General features: G+C 70.8%; 25 protein-coding genes. 15 read left to right on the forward strand and 10 right to left on the reverse strand.

Translation table 11 applies throughout. The features are described 5' to 3' along the window. Positions 1-52: 52 nt before the first annotated feature. Positions 53-331, forward strand: coding sequence for a hypothetical protein (locus ACODSY_RS10640; RefSeq protein ID WP_488951713.1), 279 nt, complete (start codon positions 53-55; stop codon positions 329-331). A gap of 447 nt (positions 332-778) precedes the next feature. Here ACODSY_RS10640 and ACODSY_RS10645 read toward each other — a convergent pair whose 3' ends face one another. Then, positions 779-1297, reverse strand: coding sequence for a nuclear transport factor 2 family protein (locus ACODSY_RS10645; RefSeq protein ID WP_488951714.1), 519 nt, complete (start codon positions 1295-1297; stop codon positions 779-781). A gap of 289 nt (positions 1298-1586) precedes the next feature. Here ACODSY_RS10645 and ACODSY_RS10650 point away from each other — a divergent pair, with 289 nt between their 5' ends. After that, complete coding sequence (locus tag ACODSY_RS10650; protein ID WP_488951715.1) at positions 1587-2396, forward strand: TetR/AcrR family transcriptional regulator; 810 nt, start codon at positions 1587-1589, stop codon at positions 2394-2396. On the opposite strand, the gene ACODSY_RS10655 is transcribed toward ACODSY_RS10650, so the two are convergent. Then, entirely contained in the window at positions 2369-2983 is a 615-nt protein-coding gene (locus tag ACODSY_RS10655) for a TetR/AcrR family transcriptional regulator (RefSeq protein WP_488951716.1), read from the reverse strand. The genes ACODSY_RS10650 and ACODSY_RS10655 overlap by 28 nt on opposite strands. Positions 2984-3103: 120 nt before the next feature. Here ACODSY_RS10655 and ACODSY_RS10660 point away from each other — a divergent pair, with 120 nt between their 5' ends. Next, complete coding sequence (locus ACODSY_RS10660; protein ID WP_488951717.1) at positions 3104-4246, forward strand: amidohydrolase family protein; 1143 nt, start codon at positions 3104-3106, stop codon at positions 4244-4246. 164 nt (positions 4247-4410) lie between these two features. After that, on the forward strand, positions 4411-4779 hold the full coding sequence (locus ACODSY_RS10665; protein ID WP_488951718.1) for an alpha/beta hydrolase family protein: 369 nt from the start codon (positions 4411-4413) through the stop codon (positions 4777-4779). Positions 4780-5071: 292 nt separating this feature from the next. Here the strand turns inward: ACODSY_RS10665 and ACODSY_RS10670 are convergent, their stop codons facing one another. Further along, on the reverse strand, positions 5072-5542 hold the full coding sequence (locus ACODSY_RS10670) for an MgtC/SapB family protein (protein WP_488951719.1): 471 nt from the start codon (positions 5540-5542) through the stop codon (positions 5072-5074). A gap of 348 nt (positions 5543-5890) precedes the next feature. Here ACODSY_RS10670 and ACODSY_RS10675 point away from each other — a divergent pair, with 348 nt between their 5' ends. Beyond that, positions 5891-6220 carry a hypothetical protein gene (locus ACODSY_RS10675; protein WP_488951720.1) on the forward strand — a complete coding sequence of 110 codons (330 nt, stop codon included), beginning with the start codon at positions 5891-5893 and terminating at the stop codon, positions 6218-6220. Between the two features lie 394 nt (positions 6221-6614). On the opposite strand, the gene ACODSY_RS10680 is transcribed toward ACODSY_RS10675, so the two are convergent. After that, the gene (locus tag ACODSY_RS10680) at positions 6615-7235 is read right to left on the reverse strand and encodes a hypothetical protein (protein ID WP_488951721.1); all 621 of its coding nucleotides are present in this window, start codon (positions 7233-7235) and stop codon (positions 6615-6617) included. A 140-nt stretch (positions 7236-7375) separates the two neighbouring features. Between ACODSY_RS10680 and ACODSY_RS10685 the strand changes: the two genes are divergently transcribed. Further along, positions 7376-7669 carry a response regulator gene (locus tag ACODSY_RS10685; RefSeq protein ID WP_488951722.1) on the forward strand — a complete coding sequence of 98 codons (294 nt, stop codon included), beginning with the start codon at positions 7376-7378 and terminating at the stop codon, positions 7667-7669. Between the two features lie 251 nt (positions 7670-7920). Here the strand turns inward: ACODSY_RS10685 and ACODSY_RS10690 are convergent, their stop codons facing one another. The 3 genes from ACODSY_RS10690 to ACODSY_RS10700 all read right to left on the reverse strand — a co-directional run bounded on the left by ACODSY_RS10690 (position 7921) and on the right by ACODSY_RS10700 (position 11504). Then, complete coding sequence (locus tag ACODSY_RS10690; protein ID WP_488951723.1) at positions 7921-9162, reverse strand: cation:proton antiporter; 1242 nt, start codon at positions 9160-9162, stop codon at positions 7921-7923. 201 nt (positions 9163-9363) lie between these two features. Beyond that, a complete protein-coding gene (locus ACODSY_RS10695) occupies positions 9364-10647 on the reverse strand; it encodes a sensor histidine kinase (protein WP_488951724.1) in 1284 nt (427 codons plus the stop codon). 161 nt (positions 10648-10808) lie between these two features. Then, a complete protein-coding gene (locus ACODSY_RS10700; RefSeq protein WP_488951725.1) occupies positions 10809-11504 on the reverse strand; it encodes a response regulator transcription factor in 696 nt (231 codons plus the stop codon). A gap of 299 nt (positions 11505-11803) precedes the next feature. On the opposite strand from ACODSY_RS10700, the gene ACODSY_RS10705 reads away from it, so the two are divergent. Together ACODSY_RS10705 and ACODSY_RS10710 are read left to right on the forward strand one after the other, a co-directional pair. Continuing rightward, positions 11804-12349 carry a PEP-CTERM sorting domain-containing protein gene (locus ACODSY_RS10705; protein ID WP_488951726.1) on the forward strand — a complete coding sequence of 182 codons (546 nt, stop codon included), beginning with the start codon at positions 11804-11806 and terminating at the stop codon, positions 12347-12349. 183 nt (positions 12350-12532) lie between these two features. Further along, positions 12533-12976 (forward strand): L,D-transpeptidase family protein, encoded by a 444-nt coding sequence (locus ACODSY_RS10710; RefSeq protein WP_488951727.1) that lies wholly within the window; start codon positions 12533-12535, stop codon positions 12974-12976. Between the two features lie 716 nt (positions 12977-13692). Here the strand turns inward: ACODSY_RS10710 and ACODSY_RS10715 are convergent. Both ACODSY_RS10715 and ACODSY_RS10720 read right to left on the reverse strand, forming a co-directional pair. After that, complete coding sequence (locus ACODSY_RS10715; RefSeq protein WP_488951728.1) at positions 13693-14280, reverse strand: hemerythrin domain-containing protein; 588 nt, start codon at positions 14278-14280, stop codon at positions 13693-13695. Positions 14281-14462: 182 nt separating this feature from the next. Next, the gene (locus ACODSY_RS10720; RefSeq protein ID WP_488951729.1) at positions 14463-14819 is read right to left on the reverse strand and encodes a hypothetical protein; all 357 of its coding nucleotides are present in this window, start codon (positions 14817-14819) and stop codon (positions 14463-14465) included. Positions 14820-15131: 312 nt separating this feature from the next. Between ACODSY_RS10720 and ACODSY_RS10725 the strand changes: the two genes are divergently transcribed. Both ACODSY_RS10725 and ACODSY_RS10730 read left to right on the forward strand, forming a co-directional pair. Next, positions 15132-16871: an ATP-binding protein gene (locus ACODSY_RS10725; protein ID WP_488951730.1), complete on the forward strand. Its 1740-nt coding sequence runs from the start codon at positions 15132-15134 to the stop codon at positions 16869-16871. A gap of 370 nt (positions 16872-17241) precedes the next feature. Next, positions 17242-18192 carry an exonuclease domain-containing protein gene (locus ACODSY_RS10730; protein WP_488951731.1) on the forward strand — a complete coding sequence of 317 codons (951 nt, stop codon included), beginning with the start codon at positions 17242-17244 and terminating at the stop codon, positions 18190-18192. A gap of 46 nt (positions 18193-18238) precedes the next feature. Here the strand turns inward: ACODSY_RS10730 and ACODSY_RS10735 are convergent, their stop codons facing one another. After that, on the reverse strand, positions 18239-19045 hold the full coding sequence (locus ACODSY_RS10735; RefSeq protein WP_488951732.1) for an FkbM family methyltransferase: 807 nt from the start codon (positions 19043-19045) through the stop codon (positions 18239-18241). A 263-nt stretch (positions 19046-19308) separates the two neighbouring features. Here ACODSY_RS10735 and ACODSY_RS10740 point away from each other — a divergent pair, with 263 nt between their 5' ends. From ACODSY_RS10740 to ACODSY_RS10760, 5 genes are read left to right on the forward strand one after another with little or no spacing between them, the layout of a single operon-like run. Then, positions 19309-19464 (forward strand): hypothetical protein, encoded by a 156-nt coding sequence (locus ACODSY_RS10740; RefSeq protein ID WP_488951733.1) that lies wholly within the window; start codon positions 19309-19311, stop codon positions 19462-19464. A 48-nt stretch (positions 19465-19512) separates the two neighbouring features. Continuing rightward, positions 19513-19818, forward strand: a complete 306-nt coding sequence (locus ACODSY_RS10745) for a hypothetical protein (protein ID WP_488951734.1) — start codon at positions 19513-19515, stop codon at positions 19816-19818. After that, the gene (locus tag ACODSY_RS10750) at positions 19815-20138 is read left to right on the forward strand and encodes a hypothetical protein (protein ID WP_488951735.1); all 324 of its coding nucleotides are present in this window, start codon (positions 19815-19817) and stop codon (positions 20136-20138) included. The genes ACODSY_RS10745 and ACODSY_RS10750 overlap by 4 nt, the downstream gene beginning before the upstream one ends. Positions 20139-20143: 5 nt before the next feature. Then, positions 20144-20347: a hypothetical protein gene (locus ACODSY_RS10755; protein WP_488951736.1), complete on the forward strand. Its 204-nt coding sequence runs from the start codon at positions 20144-20146 to the stop codon at positions 20345-20347. A 4-nt stretch (positions 20348-20351) separates the two neighbouring features. Next, entirely contained in the window at positions 20352-20678 is a 327-nt protein-coding gene (locus ACODSY_RS10760; RefSeq protein ID WP_488951737.1) for a hypothetical protein, read from the forward strand. Positions 20679-20693 lie beyond the last annotated feature (15 nt).

Below are 20693 nucleotides of genomic sequence, written 5' to 3' on the forward strand. Positions count from 1 at the left end.
GGCGCCCGTCTGGTTTCGGCCGACCGCGTCCAGGGTACGGCGGTCTACAACGGTGAAGGCGAGCGGCTGGGGACCATCGAAGGTTTTCATCGACAAGGTCTCCGGGCACGCGGAGTTCACCACCCTGGCGTTCGGCGGCATGCTGGGTATGGGTCAGAAGAAGCACCCGCTCCCCTGGGCGGTGCTCACCTACGATCCGAGCGTTGAAGGCTTCCGTGTCGACCTGGAGAAGCGGATCTTGGACGAAGCGCCGAGCTACGATGACGAGCACCTGAGCGGCGCCGACACGGCGTGGGAAACGGCCGTCCGCGGGCACTTTGGGTTCGCGTGATTCCGACGTTCGTCGACCGGTAGGTCCCAACCAGGTTGTTCGCCGCGCCAGGTTGGTGGAGGACAGCACCGCGCCTCGGACGCGCACGAGCCTATCGTCCACCGTGGTCGGGGCCACCCACTTCAGTTCCACCATCGGCATCTTGGCGGCTGCCTGTTTGGCGTCGGCCCGGCCGCTCGCCGGCCTGCGTCTCGCCGTCGCAAGGCCCGCTAGAGCACCACCCTTCGGCCAGGGAATGACTGTTCAGCACTCGGCCGAGGGCTTGCATGACCTCGACGTGGGCTGCCCGGATCCGCCTTCCGGCACGCGTCGAAGCCGGTTTTGATCTGGTCGGGGTGGTTGCGCCGACAGCGCTGGTCACGGTCCTGTTCGGGCAAGCCGTCAGGCGAGAGCTCGCGGCGCAGATCCGCGGGGGCGCGTGGACGGCGACCGGAGCCGAGGATGCCGTCAATGGAGGATTTGCTCCACATAGTTGATGTTCACGATGCGGCCGTCCTTCACCTGATAGACGGTCAGTTCGTCGGCCACCTTGCCATCGGGGCGACCGGTGACCCGGTCGTGGGCGACGACCTTATCGCCGAGAACGATCATCTCGATGAGCTCGACCTTGATTTCCGCCTTCTCGGCGAAGGACTTGGTGTAGACGGCGCGGGCGTGGTCGATGCCTTCGGAGGCCAGTTCGCCCGGGAACCGGTACTTGCGGATATCGGGGGCGTATAGCGCCAGGAACGCCTCCAGGTCGTGACGATTTGCAGCCTCGGTATAGGCACGCACGACCGCCTCCGGGCTCGGGGGCGACGTCGGCTGGGCAAGCGCCGGCGTGACGATCGCCAGAGACGCGGGGCGAGTAGAAGATGGTGGTGCTTCATCGGATGCCTCATGGAGGGACTCGGCGTCGTGAGCGGCCGGGTCCTTCGCAGGCATCACTGACAGCGCGAAGCTGAGCCGCAGATGAACGAGCCGCACCGAACCTCCCGGTGTTGCGGACCGTTGGATTCGGAACCCCTCAGCCCCTTTAGGCATGAGCCAAGCGCCAGTTGCGGACTTTCTCATCGGCGGCGGAAGCAGACTTTGAACCGCCCAGTTGTCGTGGCGCGAGATCTGGCCCGGCCAACAGGGTGATCAGCGGGTCGGCCGCCGGCGCCCGAGGCTGGCGCCGCAAACGCCGCGCGACTAGGCTGACGCAAACATGTCTGATGCGCTGCCCGCCACGTTCACTCGCCAAGACCTGTACGATCGCGTGTGGAGCCGACCGATGAGCGCCATCGCGCGCGAGCTGTCGCTCAGCAGTAATGGGCTCTCCAAGATCTGCGATCGCCTGCTCATTCCCTATCCAGGGCGCGGCTATTGGGCCAGGGCGGCCGCCGGTCGCGCACCCGAACGGCCGCCGCTTTCGCCGCCGCCCCCCGGCGTCGACGATCCCATAGTCTTCGGCCGTGCCCGCGCGCCCTCGCGACGCCGTCGCACCCGCGCGCCCGCCGCTGAGCGCGAAGGCCAGCTCCTGGACGCCGCGGCGACCCTGATCACCGAGGCCGGCCTTCCCGCGCTCACGATGAAGCGCGTCGCACGCCGCGTTGGCATCAGCGAGGCCCAGGCGCACAATTACTTCCGCCAGCGAAGGGACCTGCTCGTCGCGCTCGCGCGCCGTGAGCTCACCGCGATGGAGGGCCGGCGGCGCGCCGAGATCGCGCGGGGCCATGACCGCTATACGAAAGTCGCCCTTTCCACGATCACGTACCTGCGAGAGGCGGCCGACCGCGGGGCCCTGGTGCAGGTCCTGACCCAGTCGCCCGAGGTGCGCGAGGCGCTGAAGGCCGAGCGCGCGGCGACCCAGCAGGCCGATCGCGCCCGGGTCGTCGGCAACCTCACGGGAACCTACGGGGTGCCGCGCGACGCCGCCCGGGCGATGACCTCGGTCCTGACGGCGATGTGCCTGCGGGCCGGGCGGCTTGTGGCCGGCGGCAAGCTCAGCCTCGAGGCGGCCGAGCGGCTGACCCTGGCCATGACCATGACCGCCAACCGCGACCTCGTGCGGCGTTACCGTGGGTCGGCGGACGGGGTCTGACCACCGGGCTGCAGCGCCTCGATGGCCGAGTCCAACAGCTGCCGGGCGATGTCCAGGCCACGCTCCAGAGGAATATCCCCCTGCCAGACCAGGCGCCCCATCTCCTCGGGGATGGCCTGAATCAACAGGACCGCCGCCAGCGCCTCCTTGGCCGGCAGCTTCAGCGCGCGGCGCGCCCGGCGGCCGAAGCCACGCAGGAACCGGTCGCGGACCCGCTGCACGTCGGGGGCCAGACGGCCGCGCATGTAGGCGTCGCGCAGGATGAAGTGCGCCAGGGGGCCGCGGACCGCCACGTGACGCAGGTAGACATCGGCGCTCGCGTGAGCCGCGGCCATCAGGTCGTCGTGAGCCATCGCCGCGGCGAGACCGGCCGCCTCGAGCGCCGCGTCCTCCTGCGCCAACACCCGATTGAAGAGGTCGGCCTGAGTGTGGAAGTAACCGTAGATCAGGCTCCTCGACACGCCAGCGCGCGCCGCGAGGGCTTCCAGCGATAGCGGCAGATAGCCCTGGGCGAGCACCAGGGCGCTCGCGGCGTCCAGGATATGCCGGCGGCGCTCCTCCGCCGAAAAACGCTGCGTCGACGCCAATCTGCCCCCCGCTCGTCTCGCTCTTACCCGGCTTCCAGCGCCACGCGAAGACAAGCCTCGGGATTGCGCACCACAGGCTCGTCAGTCATATTGGTGCAAATGTCAGAACGAGGACGCGCCATGTCGTACGCCAACGGTCGGATCATTCACGACGCCGACAGCCACGTCATGGAGCCTGGCGACTGGCTCGCGCCCCACGCTGAGGGCGTTCTGGCCGAGCGCCTGATGCCGCGGGCCACGCCTGAACGGATCGCGAAGCAGGTCGAGGCTGCCCGTGGCCGCAAGGGCGACGCCGCCGCCAGCACCGTGGCCGCGACCGATCTCATCGCCGGGCCGAAGGGCTGGATCGCGTATGGCGCCTTCGACCCGGAGGAGCGGCGCGACGCCCTTGATCGCCTGGGCTTCAGCCGGCAGCTCGTGTTCGCCACCTCGTCGCTGGCCACGTTTCGCACGTCCAGCCAGCCCGACGTCCTCTACGGCGGAGCCCGGGCGCACAACCACGCCATGGCCGCGTTCTGCGCAGACCCGCGCCTGATCGGCGTCGCCTTCGTGCCGCTCGACGATCCGCAGCGCGCGCTGGAGACGGCGGCCGACGCGATCGAGGCCGGCTGCGGGGCGATCTGGACGCCCTCCACGCCGGCAGGCGGCGTCTCGCCCGGCCACCCCGACCTCGACCCGTTCTGGCGCCTGCTGGCCGACACAAAGACGCCGTTCATGCTGCACATCGGCACGGGGTCGCGGGTCCTCCCGCCCGAGTACGCCAACAATGGAAAGCCGCGCTCCCCCGACCTGCACGGCGGCGGCGAGAACCTGCGGTTCAAGGACTTCGTCGTCCTGCCGTTCTCGGCCCAGATGTTCCTTGCAGCGCTGATCTACGACGGTCTGTTCGACCGCGTTCCCGGGCTGCGCGGTGGCGTCATCGAGTTCGGCGCGGCCTGGGTCCCCGGCTTCCTGCGTCAGCTCGACCTCGGCTACAAGAGCTTCAGCCGCACGGATCCGCTGCTGCAAGGCCTCTCCATGAAGCCGTCGGAATACATTCGCCGGCACATCAAGTTTACGCCGTTCCCAGGCGAGGACGCCGGCCATCTGATACGGGATGCGGGCGCAGAACTCTTCCTGTTTTCCAGCGACTATCCGCACCCGGAGGGCACGACCGATCCCATCGGCCGCTTCGAGCGGACGTTTGATGGGATCTCGGACGAGGACCGCGACCGGTTCTACCGCCTCAACTTCGAAGAAATGATGGGCGACGCCACGGCGTGAAGGTTCGCGCGAGGTTTCCGCGAGCCCGTAGGGGGAGGCTCTGGCGGCGCCGATCTTTAGCGACGGCGTCCTCACCGGCGCTGCTATTCGAGCGTCGCGGCTTGGCTCCCTGAGATCCGCAGAGTCCTGGCGCGGCGGCTGGCGCGCTACGACATCGACGCCCAATGGGTCGAACGCCTGACGGCTTCGGCGGCCACACGATCATGGCCGCGATCACCCAGCCGAAGCTCGGCGCTCCGCCGTGGGCGGATCCCGAACGCTGCCGGCGCAACAGTCCGCTCATGTTCGCCGACAGGATCCGTACGCCCCTGCTGCTGGTGCACGGCTGGCGCGACCAGATCCCCTATGCCGGCTCCCAGGCGATGTACTCGGCCCTGTTTCGGCAGTGGAAGGACGCCCAGTTCGTGACCTATTGGGCCACCGACCACATGAACGTCAGCCCCGGCGACGTTCGCGATGTCTGGGCCCGGACATTCGCCTTCCTCGACGAGCATATCGGGGCCTCCCCTAACCGCGCAGCGCGGCGCACATGAAACTGCGGAGCGGGCCCGCTCCAGCGGCAAGGACGACAAGGTCGTCACCGGGCCCGAACCGGTCCTCGGGATGCGACGGTAATCTCAGGGCCCCGACCGCGACCTTTTCGGCCGTCCGCGGCCGCGCCAGGGCCAGGGGTCGGATCGGCCGTCCTCGGTGGGTCGCCCGCCGGCTCGCCGGTCGGCAGCCGACCTCCCGCCGGGATGAGATCCTGAACCGCTCGCCCCAGGCGGGCGCCTCCAGCAAGCTTGGCGGCCGCGCCGTTGCGGCGCACGAGGCGTCCCCATGGTGTCAGGAGGGCGGGTCGTCGTCGCCAGGTGCGAGGGCCGGGTCGCGGGTCCGCGGCTCGCGGAACGGGGTGAGCACCGCCAGGGTCAGGAGGTTCGCCGCGCTGAGCACGATCGCGATCTCGATCCGCCCGAGGGCGACCGACACGCCCACGGCCCCGGTGTTCCAGACCGTCGCGGCCGTGACGAGGCCCTGAACATGGCCGCGCTGCTTCAGGATGGCTCCGCCACCGATGAAGCCGATCCCGGCGAGCACGCCCTGCAGCATTCGCGTCAGGCTCTCCGCGTCGGCGCCCGGCAGGCGGACAGCCAGCAGCGCATACCCACAGCTCGCCATCGCCACCACCGGCATGGTTCGAAAGCCGGCGCTGCGCCGGCCCTTGCCCCGCTCCCAGCCCAGTGGGAATGCGAGGAGGAACGCCAGTCCGATCCGGCCGAGATGCTCGGCGACGAGGCTCCAGTCCGGGATCAGCATCCGTGGCGACCGGCCAGGGGCCGCTCCCCTCGCCCCACAGCCGGCTGGCGCGATGCCTCCGCGCCACCGTCGCGGGATCGCCCTTGGCCGCGGGCGTAAGAGCGAGGGGCGTCTCGCGCCCCGTCCCCGACCGGCCTGGTCCTCGTGAGCTGCAAGCGCATGCCTCACCGACGTTGCTGTCCTCGAAAGGCTAACCGCCGCGGCCGCGGCCCGTTCCGCCGCTGGAGGTCTCCGCCCCTGCAGCGCTCGCGCAATCGTGTGCGGCGGGGCAGAACCGTCCCGGCCGGGAGGGGTTCTGAAGGTGACGCTTGGCGCTGCGCGCCGACACCCCAAACCATGAGGACGACGATGCCACCGAAAGGGCCGACGACCCGCGCCTTGAGCCTGCCGAACCTCGAGCCTGGCGACGTGGTGCTGGTGGCGGCGGCCGATCCGGCGGAGGTCGCGCATATGGTGGACGCCCTCGAGGAGGACGGACATTCCGTGGTGGGACCGGTGGAACGGGCCGCCCAGGCGCTCCTGCTCGCGGGCCACGCGCCCGTCAGTCGCGCCATCGTCTACGGCGCCCTGGCCGGCCGCCGTGACGGCCGCGAGCTCGCCGAGACGCTTCGCTCGACCTTCGGGATCGCGACGCTGCTGATCGATCACGGGCTCGATCCCGACGCGCCGGGCGGATGAGGCGCTCGAACCGTCGCCGATCTAGCGCTTGAGGATGGCCGCCAGCGAGCCGTCCGGCTCGGAAATGACCGCCTCGGCGTCCCGCTTGCGGCGGATGGCGGCTTCGAGGCAGCGGCCGTGGCGCAGGAGCACGGACAACTCCGACCTGACGACGCGGCTTACGGGGCCCAGCGCACGGACGTCCAAGTCACCGCGAACTGCAGCGCCACGAGAAGTCCCCGGGCCAGCACCCCGCCGCGAGCGCGACATCCTTCGCCAGGATGAGGGTGGAGAGGGTCGACCCCGGGGACGCACGCACGTGGGCGCCGGCCGGTCGCCCGCCGCGCCACGGGGGCGAGGGTCGGCCGAGCGCCGCGGCGAAGCGGGACCCGCCCCCCGGGGCCCTCGTGGGCGATCAGCGCCGGCGGCCGTAACCGTAGCCCAGCTGGCTGTCGGCGTTCTCCCAGCGAATCCGCGCCGACAGGCCGTCGAAACGCCGGTCCAGATCGGCCCGTTCCCCCAGGTCCAGACCGCCCCGCCGGTACTGGGTCTCCAGCCGGGCGATGCGGCGGAAGTCCGCGCGCAGGCCGCGCGCCTCCCCACGCGTCAGCGTCCCGGCCCGCAGGCCGGCATCGATGCGGCGGTCGAGTTCGCTCTGCCGCTGGTTGATGTTCATCCACACGCCCCGGGCGTCCTTCCAGCCCTCCCCTCCGAACCAGCCACGGGCGATCTGGGTGTCGTGCCGCTGAGTGCGGATCCGCGCGCTCAAACGGTCGAACCGGTCGTCGAGGGCGCGGCGCTCCGCGGCCGTGAGGCCATTGGCGCGGTAGCCGGCCTCCAGCCTGGCGATGTCGCGAAACTCCTCGCGCAGCCGCTGGGCTTCCGGTCTCGTGAGGTCCCCGGTGCGCACCCCCGCGTCGATCCGGTCGTCCAGACGCGCCTGGCGCTCGTTGATGGACGTCCATCGCTGCGCCAGCGAAGGTGTCGCGGTCGACGCGAGGGCAAGGGCTGCGAGGGTCAGGGTGAGATGTCGCATGCTATCTCCTGGCGTCCGGCGGACGCGGCAAGGCGCTGGAACGGGTGGACCGCCGCGGCCCTGCGCCGTTCCCCAGGCGCCAAACAACGCGACGCAATCCCACCCGTTCGATCGCATCACGATATGTTGCAGGCTCGTACGTGGACGAAGCTTCCGCGGGTTGCGCACGACGCGTCGCATGGCTGTCCACGGGCCTGCACGCGGCGCTCGCCGTTGCGCTGCAGACCGTGCACAACGGGAGAACAGCGGGCGGCTGCGACGTGGATCTGGTGGAGATGCAGATGCCGGTCCTGGACAGCCTGTCGGCGCTCCGCGCCAGTCGCGAACCGGTGCGCCGTCTTGGGGCCGCGCGCACCCCCATCGTCATGATGACCGCCAACGCCACGGGCGATCCTCGCCGGCGGGCGCCGACGCCGGAGCGGACCCGCCTGTGAGCAAGCCGATCACGCCCGAACGGCTCGACTCAGGGATGGCCTCCGCCCTTCACCCGACAAACCAGGCGTCTCAGCGGAGTTACGGCGGCGCTGGCGCCGGCTCCTCCAGCGCTGCGCACTGAGCGTTTGGCGCCGGGGATGCTCCATCGCCGCTGGCGTGACCCGTGCGCGAGATTTCGGCGAGACTTCGACTGTGCTCCGCGCCCTGAGGCCCCACCTCGTCCAGGCGGGCCGCACAGTCGCGGCAGGCCTCAGTCCGTCTGCCGCTCGCCGGTGGCGCGCTCGACGGCGAAGGCGGCGGAGAAGCCGTGCAGCACCGTGGAGACCAGGACCGCGAGGGCGGTGATCGCCCAGAGCTGCGCTTCGTTGGTCAACCGGGCGTGGCTGCCAGCGTAGCTCAGATAGTAGATCGAACCCACGCCCCGCACACCGTAGACGGCCACGACCAGGCGCTCGGGTGTTCGAAGCTTCGTTCCCAGGAGCGACAAGAGTCCTACGGCGGGCCGGATCACCACGATGAGCGCGATCGCGATCGACGCGCCGAACGGATCCAGCGCTTGCAGCAGCGCAGGCATCGCAGCGCCCAGGCCCACGAGCAGGATCGCCGTCAGGGCATGCTCGATCGTCTCCGAAAAGTCGTGGAGGCGGACATGGAAGGCATGGTCGGATTCGATCCGGCGCAGGCAAAGGCCCGACACGAAGGCGGCGACGAAGCCATACCCCTCGAGCAGCTCGGTCAGGCCATAGGCGATGAACACGCCCGCGAGGGCGAAGACCCCTGCTTCGGTCTTGGCCAGCGCATTCTCACGGGGAAACTTGAACAGCACCTGGCCCAGCAGCCAGCCGATCGCCGCGCCGCACGCGGCGCCGGCGGCGATCCGGTAGGCGACGTCGCGGGCCGCCCAGACGCCGATCAGCTCAGGGGTCACGATCGCTGCGGCCGCGACGGCGAGGCTCAGGTGCACGAAGGGGAAGGCCAGGCCGTCGTTCAGGCCCGCCTCCGTGGTGAGCGTGAAGCGCACCGGATGCTCGCCGCCCTCGGTCGGGCGGCCGACCTGCACATCGCCGGCAAGCACCGGATCTGTCGGCGCGAGGACCGACCCCAGAAGCAGCGCGCCGGCCAGCGTCATCCCGGCGAAGTGCCATCCCACAACGGCCACGCCGAGGATGGTCAGCGGCATCCCCACCGCCAGTAGTCGCACGGTCGGGCCCCAGCGGGCCACGCCTGGAACGCGATCGAGGCGCAAGCCCACCCCGAAGAGCCCGACCACCACGCACAGTTCGCTCACGATCTCCCACGCCTTCGGCGCGGTGATGGGGCTGATCGCTTCGGGCATGCCGTCGATCCAGCCGAACAGCAGCCAGCCCAGCCCGATGAGCAGCGCCGAGGCCGCGGGTTCTCGTCCGGAGAAGAACCGCGGCAGCCAGTAGGCCAGGATGATGGCGAGGCCGAGCGCCGCGAGCAGCACGTGGTAGCTGGAGAACTCGAACACGCAGGGGCTCCCTTCAGGAGCCATACGCGCGACGACGACAGGGGTTCGGATCTTCGTGCGCCCGGTCCTGCCGCAATGAGCCGCGCGGGAGGCCGCGGATCCATCCGACCGCCATTCTCACCCCGCGTGTCCCGCCGCCCGTCCGCCGGCCCTGGGACGGGTCATTGGGACGCGCGCGGGGAACCCGGCGGCTCCGAAGGCTCATCCGCGTTCAGACCGCGGGAGGCGCATCTCGAACGTCGAACCCTGTCCCGGGGAACTGGCGACCGAGAGAGCGCCCCCAAGCAGTCCGGCGATCCTCCGGGCCGAGGGCAGGCCGAGGCCGAAGCCCCGCACTGTCCTTCCTGCGGCGCGACGGAAGCTCGTGTCCGTGTCGAAGAGACGCGCGGCGTTCTCAGCGCTCAGGCCCTCGCCGTCGTCGCAGACGAAGATCGCCACCGTTTGGTCGTCGACGACCCGGGCGCCGATCTCCACCGTGCGTCCGCCGGAGTGCTTTATGGCGTTGTCGAGCAGGTTCCCAAGGGCGCGCCGCAGGAGATCGCGGTCGGCGATCCCGTCCTCGCAGGCGTCCACCATCACCAGCGCCACGCCGGCCTCCCCGGCGAGGGGCGCATATTGCAGGATCAGGTCCTCGCACACCTCCCTGGGGCTCACCGGTCCTAGCCGGACGGCAACGGCGCCGGCTTCGAGGCGGAGGTGCTCCAACATTCTCCCGAGCAGGTCCTCGACGGATCGGAAGGCGGCCCGGCCGCCCGCCACGGCCGCGTGACGGGACCCTGGCTTCGCATCCGCCAGCAGGTTGAAGTAGAGCCGCGCCGCCTGGATGGGCTGCTGGAGGTCGTGCGAAGCCGCGGCGATGAAGCGCTCCTTGGCGTCCCGCTCCGCCGACACGTCCGACAGGGCATCCGCCAACTTCTGGCGGGCGTCCTCCGCCTCGAAGCGAGCGACGACGGCCGCATGAACGCTGCGATGCAGCGCGCGCTGCAGGACCACGGTCGTCAGACCGAACACGATGAGGAAGGCGACGACCGGGCCGCGGAGCGGCGCCTCGCCCGCAAGCCAGAACACGGTCGCGGACAGCAGGATCGCAGCAACACCGGCGAACGTCCCGGGGTCGGCGGCGTCGCGCGCGTGGAGCAGCACCAGGATGTACCAGGCGTACAGCATGGTCATGTAGAGCTGCAGGGCCAAGCTGGCCCCGGGCAAGAGGATCCACACGCTCGCGGCGATCCCCAGGTTCGTGGCGCTCGTGGCGATCAGGAAGTAGCGACGCCAGAACGGCCCGACATGCCCGCGCTGCCGCTGCCCGTTCGTCCCCGCAGGTATCGCGATCAGCAGGGGCGCGATCGCTGCGGCCATGTACGTCAGCCACGTTACGAGCCGCACGCGCGGCGTCACACCCCAGAACAGCCAGCCGATATGGGCGATGGTCACGGCCAGGATGAGCGCGCCCAACACCGACGGAAGGAACGCGCTGAGGGCCATCGCCCCGAGAACGCGCCGGTCTGCGACGTTCAGATCCGGTGGGCGTCCGGGCGCCGGAGGGGCCGTGACCCGGGTCGCCGGGCCATCGGGCCCGGCACGCATGACGTCGGCCGCGGCGCCGTCAGCGGATCCTGGCGGCGCCGCGCACGGTCGCCGCGGTGTCAAAGAAGACCCGCCTTCTGGGCGATGGACACGGCTTCGGTGCGGTTGCTCGCCTGGAGCCAGGCCATGAGACGCTGGACGTGGATCTTTACGGTCGCGGGGGAGAGCCCGAGTTGCCGGGCGATCTGCTTGTTCGTCCGGCCCTTCGCAATCAGACCCAGGACCTCGAGCTGGCGCCGCGGCAGCCGCGCCGTCCCGGGCTTCCGGAGTTGTGGGAGCCTTGCGCCGAGGGCTTCCACGAGCCGCTCCGGGTCGGTGTGTTTTGGATAGATCCCAGACACCCCGCAGTGAGACACCGCCTCGAGCAGGAGGGCGTCGTCAACCCCGGTCACCACCATGACGATGGCGTCGGGCGCGCGGACCTGCAGTTCCCGAAGACCGGCGAGGGGTTCGGACCCGGGCATGCAGACGTCCACCACGCAAAAATCGGGCTTTGCGTCGGCGAGCGCCCAAGCGCCAGGATAGTCTCCCGCCTGGGCAAGCTCGATGTGTGGCCAGTGGTGACGCAGCGTCGCCGCGAGCGCTTCGCGCATCAGGGGATGATCGTCGCAGACGATTCCCCGGGTCGGCGCGCCCCGTTCGGCCTCACCGCGGCCGGGCCTGGGCGGCGCCACCGTGTCAGGCGCTGCCGCGGCGGGCCCGCCGTTCACGGCGCCGGTGCTTGCCGGGCTAAGCGCGGCGCAGGATCGGGGCATGAGGAACTCGGCGCGACACGGGGGTTCTCTGACAGAAGTTTGGGCCTCGATGTAGCTGAAAGCGCAGGTCCGCAACGCGATCCCAAAGTCGGTGGGCGACCTGGCCGAGGCGGCGGCGGGCGCCGTCGCTCACCGACGCTTCGCGACGACCCCGTCACACCGAAAGGGATCCACAGCTCGGCTTTAGGAACCAAACCCACCCCACCCGGCCTTAGCTCCGACCATTGCCGGACGGCTTCATGCCCGGCGAAGGCCGCTGGGAGCACCGGGTGCGGAGTTTGAGTCGGACGATCAGATGGATGGCGCTCGGGACGGTCGCGGTGGCCGGAACCGGTGTCGGGCTGGTCCCGATCCTGGCCGTCACGCCGGCCGGCGCGGCATCGACGGCCGCACGCCCCCTGCTGCAGGACCCTCTGCGCTGGCTGGCCCTTCGCTCGCCCGGCGAACGACCCGGCGGGGCGCTCGTGAGCGTCAAGCCGCCGCGCGGCCTTGCAGCGGCGCCGCCAGCGGCCCCGGCTGCGCCCCCGAGGCTGTCCATGCTTCGGACGCCTCCGCCGCTCGGGCCCGCGGCGCCGATCGGGCCGCCGCAGGGGCCGCTCGCAGCGTTTCCCGACACGATGCCGACCCTTCCGCCGCTACTTGCGGACATCCCGCCCGAGGCGCCGCCGATCCTGGTCGGAACGCCGCCGCCGCTCGTGCCGGTGACACCGCTTGTTCCCCCCGCCCCGCCCACCGCGGCCGTGCCCGAGCCGTCGGCCTGGGCCCTGCTGATCCTCGGCGTCTTCGGCCTGGGCGGCGTCCTGCGCCGGCGCAACCGCGCGTCCCGCGCCGCCAGCCGGCCCTGATCGGCGACCATGCGTTTCCGTGTCCGGATCGTCTCAGGCCTGACGCTTTCCATCGCCCTTTTCGGCGTGAGCGGCTGTCGAACGGACGCTGGCCGACCCGGGGATGCGCCCCCGACCGTCACGACGCCTGTGGCGGCGCCAACCGGTCCCCGGGTGCGATACCCGCCCGACCGGCGGCCCGTCATGACGCTGCCGGACGGTGAGACCCGTCACATCGCCAGCGTGCTCCGCATCGAAGCGCCGATGCGATACGGCGACCAGGTCTGGAATGCCGACGGCGTACCCCCCGGACCGATCTGGGTGCGCGTGGACGTCGCCCGGCAGATCCTGTCGGTGTTTCGCGGCGGCCACGAGATCGGCTCCGCCGTGATCCTCTACGGTTCGGAGGGCAAACCCACGCCACGCGGCCGCTTCCACGTCCTGCAGAAGGCCGCGGACTACCACTCGAGGACCTATGACGCACCGATGCCCTTCATGCTGCGCCTGACCGACGACGGGGTCGCGATCCACGGTAGCCTGGTGCGCGAGGGTCGCGCCACCCATGGCTGCATCGGGGTGCCCGAGCCCTTCGCGCGGCGCCTCTTCCGGGAAATGGCGGTCGGCGACGACGTCTTCATCGTCGCCTGACGCCGCGGATAGGGTCCGCGCCGCGCCCCGGCGGCTGGACGCCGACTCCACGCGCGCGTCGGTGGCCGCCAGCTCCAGCACCGGCGCGCCGAACGGCTCGAATGGCTTGTGAACTCGCGGGCCCGCGTGCCTGTGGCGGCGGGCTTCAAAAGGCGCCCCCGAGCCGGCCAATCGGGCGCTTCATCCAGCTCGCCAAGACGTGCGGGACGAGCCAACAACCCGTGCGGGGGCGGTGGAACCCCGCCTCGAGAGACGACCGTCGACGTGGCGGGGTCTCCCGTTCCCCGTCCGGCGTCTCCCCGGTCCCAGCGCCGGCCGGTTCGGGCCGGCCGAACTAGTCGCAAGCCCCCGGCGCCGATACCCCTTCTTCGGCGACTTCCCGCCAGCAATCGGCCCGAGCCCGCTCAACGAACCAGGCCGCCGTCGCGCCGCCCGCGACAAAGAAGGCGACCGCGAGCAGGACGAACACCGCAGCGCGGCCGAAGGATAGACGCCACCACACAGCCGCTCCCCCTTCACATCGACCGGAGGCAAGCACCGCCTCACGCGCCCACCGGCTGACACCAGCCGAACGATCCGGCGCTGCCAGGCGCCGGCGAACCCGCCGGGCGGGCCTCGGCTGCGGGCTCCTCACCAATGAGGCGCCCCGGAAAATCTCCGCCCGGCCGCTGCTGCGTGGGGGGCGGCCTGGCCGCGCCGCGGCGGAAGCCGGACCGCTAGCGGCGGGCCCGGGCGGCGTCCTCGACCGCGCGCGCTTCGGCGATCACGGCCCTGGCCGGAGCCACGACATGTCGTTCGGATTCCTCGCGGAAGCGCCGGTCGAGGTGGTCCTGGTCATCGTAGTCGGCCTTGAGCGCCGGAAACCAGCTGCTCTCTTCCTCGAAGACGTGATGCAGCACCGCGCCCCTGATGTGCTCGAGCTTGTCCATCCAGTCCTGGCTGGTCGGGTCGATGCGCTCCAGCTCCGCCATCTGCATCTTCGCGGTCGTTTGCTCGGTATAGGCCAGGCCGGTCGCGGGCTTGTGGCCGGCCTTCGAGAAGGCCGGATAGAGGACCACCTCCTCGGCCAGGGCATGGCCGTTCAGAACCAGGCCCAGAGCCTGAAGGGCCTTGACCCGAGCCGGGCCTGAAGACGCCTTGCGGCAGGCCTCGAAGCCGGTCCGGATCTCGTCGTGGTGATCCAGGGCCAGCGACAGCCAGTCGCCGGGCGTCGAAAGCGCCCGCGCCTCGGCGGTCGCCTTCGCGCGCGCCTTGTCGCTTTCCGGCGGCGCCACGGCGCCCAGCGCCTTATCGATGATGGACATCAGATGTGTTCCCTCTTGGGTCAGGCCATCTCCGCCAACACCCCGCCTCGCCGCGGGTTCCGCCACCTAACAATCCGTGGATCGCTGCCGGATACCGCGCGCCCAACGGCGCTTTCGGCCCCGTCGCCGCCCGCAAGCCCTGTCCGGCGCACCGCACCTACGGACGGCAGCCGGCGCACCGCTTAGAGCGGGGAATGCTGATGGAAGGCGAGCCTCCAGTGCGCCCCGTCCCGGAGATAGCCCGAACTCACCAGCGCGGCGTAAGGCTGGCCGTCCGCCCGCGTGACCTCTGCTCTGTAGCTGATGAGAGCGACCTCGTCCTTGAGGCGCAGGAGGTGGCGGTCGGCCATCCGCAGGTCCCGCCAGCGGTTCCCCGGGCTCGCCGTCGCCGCCACGTGCTCACGTGAAAACACGCCGTGCATCTCGCCGCCCTGCGGAAAGGCCAGCAGGCATGAATCGCTGAGATGCTCGCGGAAATGTGCCTCGCCTTGCAGCCAGAAGCCGGCCTCCAGGTCGAAGAGTTGATCCTCAAGGGTCATTCAGCCGCTCCTTCCGCAGCGACAACCGCCCCGCCCGGCCGCGTGTTCCGGGTCCGCAGTCCTGGGCCGGAACAAGCGGACATCCCAGGGGTTGCGCCGACCGTGGCCGCAAGTCTGGCGCCTGGTTGTAGGCGATGCCATCTGAACAACGCCAATGTCGAGTCCCCGACATGACTGCGGAGCGGCCCATTAACTTAGATCAATTTCTGATCCTGCGCGGTGACTTGCCGCATCCAACTTGTCCAATAAACGTCGTCCCATGCCGGCGTCGCGATACACACCGTTAAATACGGCGCCGGATGCTGGTGCGTGATGAAGGCGTACAGTATTTACCATCTGGCCGCGCAGGGTCGCCGGGCCGAGATCCGGCTACGCTTCGGGTTCGCGTTCCTGATCTCGCTGGCGGCGGGCTACGGGTCTCACAGCTGGTGGCCGGCGGCGTGGCTGCTGGCCGTCGGCCTGGTGCAGGTCGCGAACGTCGCGACCGGGGCCGAGGCGGCCCGCAATCCCGCGTTCCAGCCCAGCGCGCTGTGGGAGTTGCGCTATCTCGTCGTTCAGTTCCTGAACAGCGCCGTCTTCGTGGCGGCCGGCCCCTTTCTTTGGTTTGCCTGCGGACAGGAAGGCCGGCTGATCGCCCTGGTCGTCCTGATGGGCGGGCTGCTGAACTTCGGCACCCATCCGCACACGAGCGGCCGGCTGCTGTGGGCGGGGGGCGCCCCCTACGCCGTGATGCTGGGGACGCTCCCACTCCTCACGGTCCGGCTCGAACCTCAGACTCGCGCGATACTGATGCTGTTTCTGACCGCGGGATCGGGTCTCTACCTGCTCCACGTGCTCAAGGCGGTGCGGCGGCGCGACGAGGCGATGCTCGCCGCCGCCGAGGCGCTGGCTCGCGCCGAGCGCGCCAGCGACGCCAAGAGCAGCTTCCTCGCCACCATGAGCCACGAGATCCGCACGCCGCTGAACGGTGTGCTGGGCATGGCGCAGGCCATGGCCGCGGACGCGCTGCCGGAGGTTCAACGCCGCCGGCTGGGTGTGATCCGTCAGTCCGGGACCCTGCTGCTCACCCTTCTCAACGACTTGCTCGACCTCGCCAAGATCGAGGCCGCCAAGTTCGAACTCGAAGACGGGGTGCTCGACACCCGGGAACTGGCGCACGACACCCAGATGGCGTTTGCGCCCCTGGCGGCCGACAAGGGCGTGGCGTTCTCCGTGACCGTCGCGGCGGAGGCCGAAGGCCTGTGGCGGGCCGACCCCACCCGCGTGCGCCAGATCCTCTACAACCTGGTGTCCAACGCCGTGAAGTTCACGGCGCAAGGCGAGGTGTCGGTGCGGCTCGATCAGGATCCGGCCCGCGGCCTGCGGATCCGGGTCCGCGACACCGGCGTGGGCATCTCCGAACCTGACCAGGCCCGCCTGTTCAACCGGTTCGTTCAGGTCGACGCCTCGACCACCCGGCGGTTCGGCGGGACGGGCCTGGGACTTGCGATCTCCCACGAACTGACCCGCCTGATGGGCGGACGCTTGGCGGTCAAGAGCCGGGTCGGCGAGGGCTCGATCTTCGAGGTGCGACTGCCGCTCGTCCCGGCGCAGGCGCTGGACGCGCCGCCCGAGACGGTCGCCCCGGACGCAGGGCGGCGTCTGCGGATCCTGGTGGCGGAGGACAACGAGACCAATCAGCTTGTCATACGCACATTGCTCGAGCAGCTGGGTCTGGAGCCGCACCTTGCGGTGAACGGCGCCGAGGCCGTGGCCGCTTGGCGGTCCTCCGAGTGGGACGTGGTGCTCATGGACATCCAGATGCCCGTCATGGACGGCCAGGCGGCGACCCGGCGTATCCGCACGCTGGAAGCGGAGACCGGGCGCGGGCGCACCCCCATCGTGGCGCTGACGGCGAACGCGATGCGCCACCAGGCGGACGAATACAGGCGCGACGGCTTCGACGCGGTCGCGCCGAAGCCGATCGAACTGCCGGTCCTGATCGCCGCGATCGAGTCCGCCCTGGCGGCCACGGCGCCGTCGGAAGCCGATCCGAGCCGATCGGCCGCATGATCTCGCCTGGGCGTCCCCCGCGACCGGCGTTTGCGCGCTCCTAAGGCCAAGTCGCTACGGCGATGGGATGTCGCCGCCAACCGAATGACCGAGGGGGACAGGCGGCCCCTGTGTCGACCCGGGGCATCGCTCGCAGCCGCCGGCGCGGGGGTTTCCCGCCGGCAGCCGGTCGCGCCGGCTTGCCCCGCGGCCCGGGAGGCCCGATGGATGGCGCCATGTCCGCGATCGCCCCTGTGTCCAGCCTGCCGCCCGCCGGAACGTTTCGGGCCGGCGGTCCCGTGGCCCAAGACCGAGGGGGCGGGTCGCCCGGGTCGGCGCCTAGCCGGAGCGCCCTCGGACTCCGCCTGAGGGTAGGCGGAGGCCAGACACCTTGACGATTCCGGTCGATCTGGCGGAGCGGCTGGGTCTCCAGCCCGCATCCGCACTGGAACCCCGGATCGAGCCCCGCGGGACGCCCCTGCCCGATCGCGCCCCACCGCCGTCGACCGACTTCGTGGTCATCGACGTCGAGACGGCGTGCGGCCGCGCGTCGAGTATCTGCCAGGTCGGCATCGTCGGCTTCACCAGCGGCCGCGAGGTCTTCGCCTACGAGACCCTGGTCGACCCCCAGGACCGCTTCAGCCCCTTCAATGTCCGCCTGCATGGGATCGGGCCCGAACGGGTCATGGGGCAACCCACTTTCCACGGCCTGTACGGGACCTTGCTCGAGCACCTCGGCGGCCGGGTCGCCGTCGCCCATTCCGGCTTCGACAAGGCCGCCCTCGCGGCGGCCTGCCGCATCGCCGGCCTGCCGATGATCCGCAGCCGGTGGCTCGACAGCGTCAAGGTCGCGCGCCACGCCTGGCCCGGGTTGCCGACCCACCGCCTCAATGTGCTGGCCGCCCACCTCGGCCTCGATCACCAGCATCACGACGCGCTGAGCGACGCCCGCGTCGCCGGCCAGGTGGTGCTGCAGGCCATGGAGGCGACCGGCCTCGACCTCGCCGGCTATCTCGCCGCGCCCTGGCGCGCGGCTCCGGTCCGCAAGGCCGCTTCCGCGCGGGCGGCGACAGGCCCGCTTCAGGGCGAGCGCGTCGCGATCATTGCCTCCCCGCACAGCGATCTGCCGCGCGAGGTCGCCGCCGCCGGCGGGCGGGTGATGGCGAGCGTCGGCCGCACCACGACGATGCTGGTCGTCGCCGGGACGCGCCCCTTTTCATCGGGGGTCCGGACCAGCGTCGACTTCCTGAAGGCGGAGGCGTTCGCGGCCGAGGGCGCCGCGATCCGGATCCTGACGGCGGAAGACCTGCGCGAGCAGATCGCGGCGGCCGCCGCCGCTTAGGGTCGCCCACCCCCCGGTTTGGCGCCGCGGTGACGGAAGGCTCCCCCTAGCCGCCGAATTCGGGGATCCCAAAGTGGCGCAGGTAGCCAAAGCCCAGCGTGTTCCGCGGCCAGGCGAAGCCGGCGGTGACCTCGACCATCTCGGCGGGCTGGCGCTGGTCCCGGGGAACCGCCAGCACGTTCAGGTCGCCCAGTCGCTTGCCTTCCCAGGGCGCCTTGGGCGCGCGCGGCGTCACGAAGGTGTCCCAGAGCCAATAGGTGCGATAGCCGCGGTCAAGGAACAGCTGGACGACCTCCCGGGACTTGGGACCGTTAGGGTCGGTCTCCACGAGCCAGCGAACCCCGCGGGCGAGCAGCGCGCCCGCGCCCTGCAGCGCCTCGTACTCATGCCCCTCGACGTCGATCTTCACCATGAGGGTATCGTCGGGCGCGAGCCGGTCGAGACAGACGGCGGGCACCTCGATCTTCGGACCCGGCAGGCCGAAGCCGCTGCGACCGAAATTGGCCTGATCCTCGAGCGCGGGCGCCGGAAACGACACGATGCCCGCCCGGTCGCTCGCCGCGGCATGGACGACCTCGATGTTGCCCGCGGCGGCGGCATTGGTGCGAAGCAGGTCGGCCAGGCCAGGATGCGCCTCGATCGCGATCACCCGCCGCGCGGACCGCGAAACCGGGAGGGCGATCGCACCGATGTTGGCCCCCACGTCGATGAATGTCCCGCCGCGCGAGAGTTCCGCGCACAGGGTGGCCCCGATCCTCGCGAACTCCCCATGTTTCGCCAGGCAGTGGCCGACCGTCGTGTCGCCGGCGGGGTAGGCGAAGGTGAAGCCGTAGGCCTCAGTGGTGCGGATCATCGCCCACCAGCTTACCGACCCTGGCGAGCGGCCGTAAGGGATCGATCCGCGCGCCGTGTCCATCGGCCCAAGAGGGTGTCCGTTCCTGGTCTGGCCATGCTCAGGCGTCCCCGCAAAATCCCCAACACGCGGAGGCGGCCGGATAGACCCACGGTCGATCGGCCGCGGCCAAGGCGGCGCACCCCCACGCCGATCGGCGCACACGGGCGTCATCACGTGGCAGCATCTTGACCGTCAATGTTCTCATAGTGTTCACGTTGGGCATGACCGCCGCCAACGACAACCGCCCCGCCCCGCGCTGCCTCCCGATCCTCGGCGTGGTCCGGGGCGACGGGCGCGTGACCCTGCGCGATCCGGGCGGTTTGCTGGCGTCCAGAGCGCGGCTGATCCCGTTCCCGCGCCCCCGCGGCGAGGCCTAGCCGCATGGGCACGAAGCGCCCGACGTCCTGGTCACGCCGCCCTCCGACATGGCTGCCCTCACCCTCGCCGAGATGCTGGTCAAGGGTTGGCGCCTGCGCGGCGTCTGCCGCGCCTGCGGCCTCGGGCTGCGGGTCAATCTGACCACCCTCATCGCCGTCTACGGCGCCAACAAGTGCGGGTGGGGCATGCGAACCCCCTGCCCCAACGAGACCTGTGAGCGGGGCGAGGTCCACTATTCCGCACAGGCGATCCGGGGCGGCGCCTGGACCTCGATGAGCCAGGGTCCGAGCGAACTGGCCGTGACCCGCTGGAAGGCCGCGCGCGGCCCAGGTGCTGCGACAGGACCGCGATGAGCGACGCCCCGCCATCTCCGCCCCCGACCGAGACCGAGGGCGCCGGCTTCGAGGTCGTCACCCACGCGATGGGCAAGACGGTCGGCCAATGTATCGACCACGGCTGGCAGGTCCGCGTCGCCTGCGCGAACGGGCACGGCGGGGGATGGCGCGCCGCCGAGCTCGAGCTGCGCTTTTCCCGCGGCGCGTCCCTGGACGCCATCGCGCGGCGCTTGCGTTGCGCCCGCTGCGGCGCGAGGGAGGGCCGCCTCACCATCCTCAACGACGCTGGCGAGACCCAGCGGCGGGCGATCGCGCAGTACGAGGCCAAGCGCAGCTAACGGCCATGCAGATGTTTCAGACCCTGCATCGCACGATGAAGCGCGCCGATCGGCTCAAGATCCAATGCGACGCCTGCGGGCATGTCGCCGAACTGCCGCGGCCCGCGGCGATGCGCGCCTGCGGGCCGGACGCGACCCCCAGCGACATCCGCCGGCGTGCGCGGTGCCGGGGCTGCGGCGCCGAGGGCCGGGCGCGAGTTTGGATCTAGACCCATGACCTCCACGCTCAAGCCACCCCCGAAGCGGGCCTTGCGCGCCTTCCACGTCGGCCAGGTCGGGACGGACACGGTCGGGACCTACCTGGAAAAAGGCTGGTCCCTGGCCCTCTGCTGCCAGGACTGCGAACGGCTTGTCGAATGGACGCCGGCGGACCTGATCGATCGCTTCGGCGTGCGGACCTTCCCCCGGATCGCCGACATCGTGCCGAGACTCGTCTGCAGCGGTCCCCACGGGTGCGGCGGGCGCAACATCGCCGTCTTTCCGCACCTCTTCGACGGGCCTTGGACCTGGCCGCCCACCGGCGGCGGCCCAGCCGGCTAGGCGCGGGGCGGCGGG

The sequence above is a fragment of the Phenylobacterium sp. FG114 genome (genome assembly GCF_057809855.1).

Bases quoted from the DNA above. Each gene is read 5' to 3' on its own strand.
- ACODSY_RS10650 (WP_488951715.1), top strand. From the start codon at position 1,587: ATGAGCGCCATCGCGCGCGAGCTGTCGCTCAGCAGTAATGGGCTCTCC.
- ACODSY_RS10760 (WP_488951737.1), top strand. From the start codon at position 20,352: ATGACCTCCACGCTCAAGCCACCCCCGAAGCGGGCCTTGCGCGCCTTC.
- ACODSY_RS10735 (WP_488951732.1), bottom strand. From the start codon at position 19,045: ATGATCCGCACCACTGAGGCCTACGGCTTCACCTTCGCCTACCCCGCC.
- ACODSY_RS10670 (WP_488951719.1), bottom strand. From the start codon at position 5,542: ATGCTGATCCCGGACTGGAGCCTCGTCGCCGAGCATCTCGGCCGGATC.
- ACODSY_RS10710 (WP_488951727.1), top strand. From the start codon at position 12,533: ATGACGCTGCCGGACGGTGAGACCCGTCACATCGCCAGCGTGCTCCGC.
- ACODSY_RS10680 (WP_488951721.1), bottom strand. From the start codon at position 7,235: ATGCGACATCTCACCCTGACCCTCGCAGCCCTTGCCCTCGCGTCGACC.
- ACODSY_RS10675 (WP_488951720.1), top strand. From the start codon at position 5,891: ATGCCACCGAAAGGGCCGACGACCCGCGCCTTGAGCCTGCCGAACCTC.
- ACODSY_RS10695 (WP_488951724.1), bottom strand. From the start codon at position 10,647: ATGGCCCTCAGCGCGTTCCTTCCGTCGGTGTTGGGCGCGCTCATCCTG.
- ACODSY_RS10665 (WP_488951718.1), top strand. From the start codon at position 4,411: ATGGGTCGAACGCCTGACGGCTTCGGCGGCCACACGATCATGGCCGCG.
- ACODSY_RS10725 (WP_488951730.1), top strand. From the start codon at position 15,132: ATGAAGGCGTACAGTATTTACCATCTGGCCGCGCAGGGTCGCCGGGCC.
- ACODSY_RS10720 (WP_488951729.1), bottom strand. From the start codon at position 14,819: ATGACCCTTGAGGATCAACTCTTCGACCTGGAGGCCGGCTTCTGGCTG.
- ACODSY_RS10705 (WP_488951726.1), top strand. From the start codon at position 11,804: ATGGCGCTCGGGACGGTCGCGGTGGCCGGAACCGGTGTCGGGCTGGTC.
- ACODSY_RS10755 (WP_488951736.1), top strand. From the start codon at position 20,144: ATGCAGATGTTTCAGACCCTGCATCGCACGATGAAGCGCGCCGATCGG.
- ACODSY_RS10740 (WP_488951733.1), top strand. From the start codon at position 19,309: ATGACCGCCGCCAACGACAACCGCCCCGCCCCGCGCTGCCTCCCGATC.
- ACODSY_RS10660 (WP_488951717.1), top strand. From the start codon at position 3,104: ATGTCGTACGCCAACGGTCGGATCATTCACGACGCCGACAGCCACGTC.
- ACODSY_RS10715 (WP_488951728.1), bottom strand. From the start codon at position 14,280: ATGTCCATCATCGATAAGGCGCTGGGCGCCGTGGCGCCGCCGGAAAGC.
- ACODSY_RS10750 (WP_488951735.1), top strand. From the start codon at position 19,815: ATGAGCGACGCCCCGCCATCTCCGCCCCCGACCGAGACCGAGGGCGCC.
- ACODSY_RS10745 (WP_488951734.1), top strand. From the start codon at position 19,513: ATGGCTGCCCTCACCCTCGCCGAGATGCTGGTCAAGGGTTGGCGCCTG.
- ACODSY_RS10700 (WP_488951725.1), bottom strand. From the start codon at position 11,504: ATGCCCCGATCCTGCGCCGCGCTTAGCCCGGCAAGCACCGGCGCCGTG.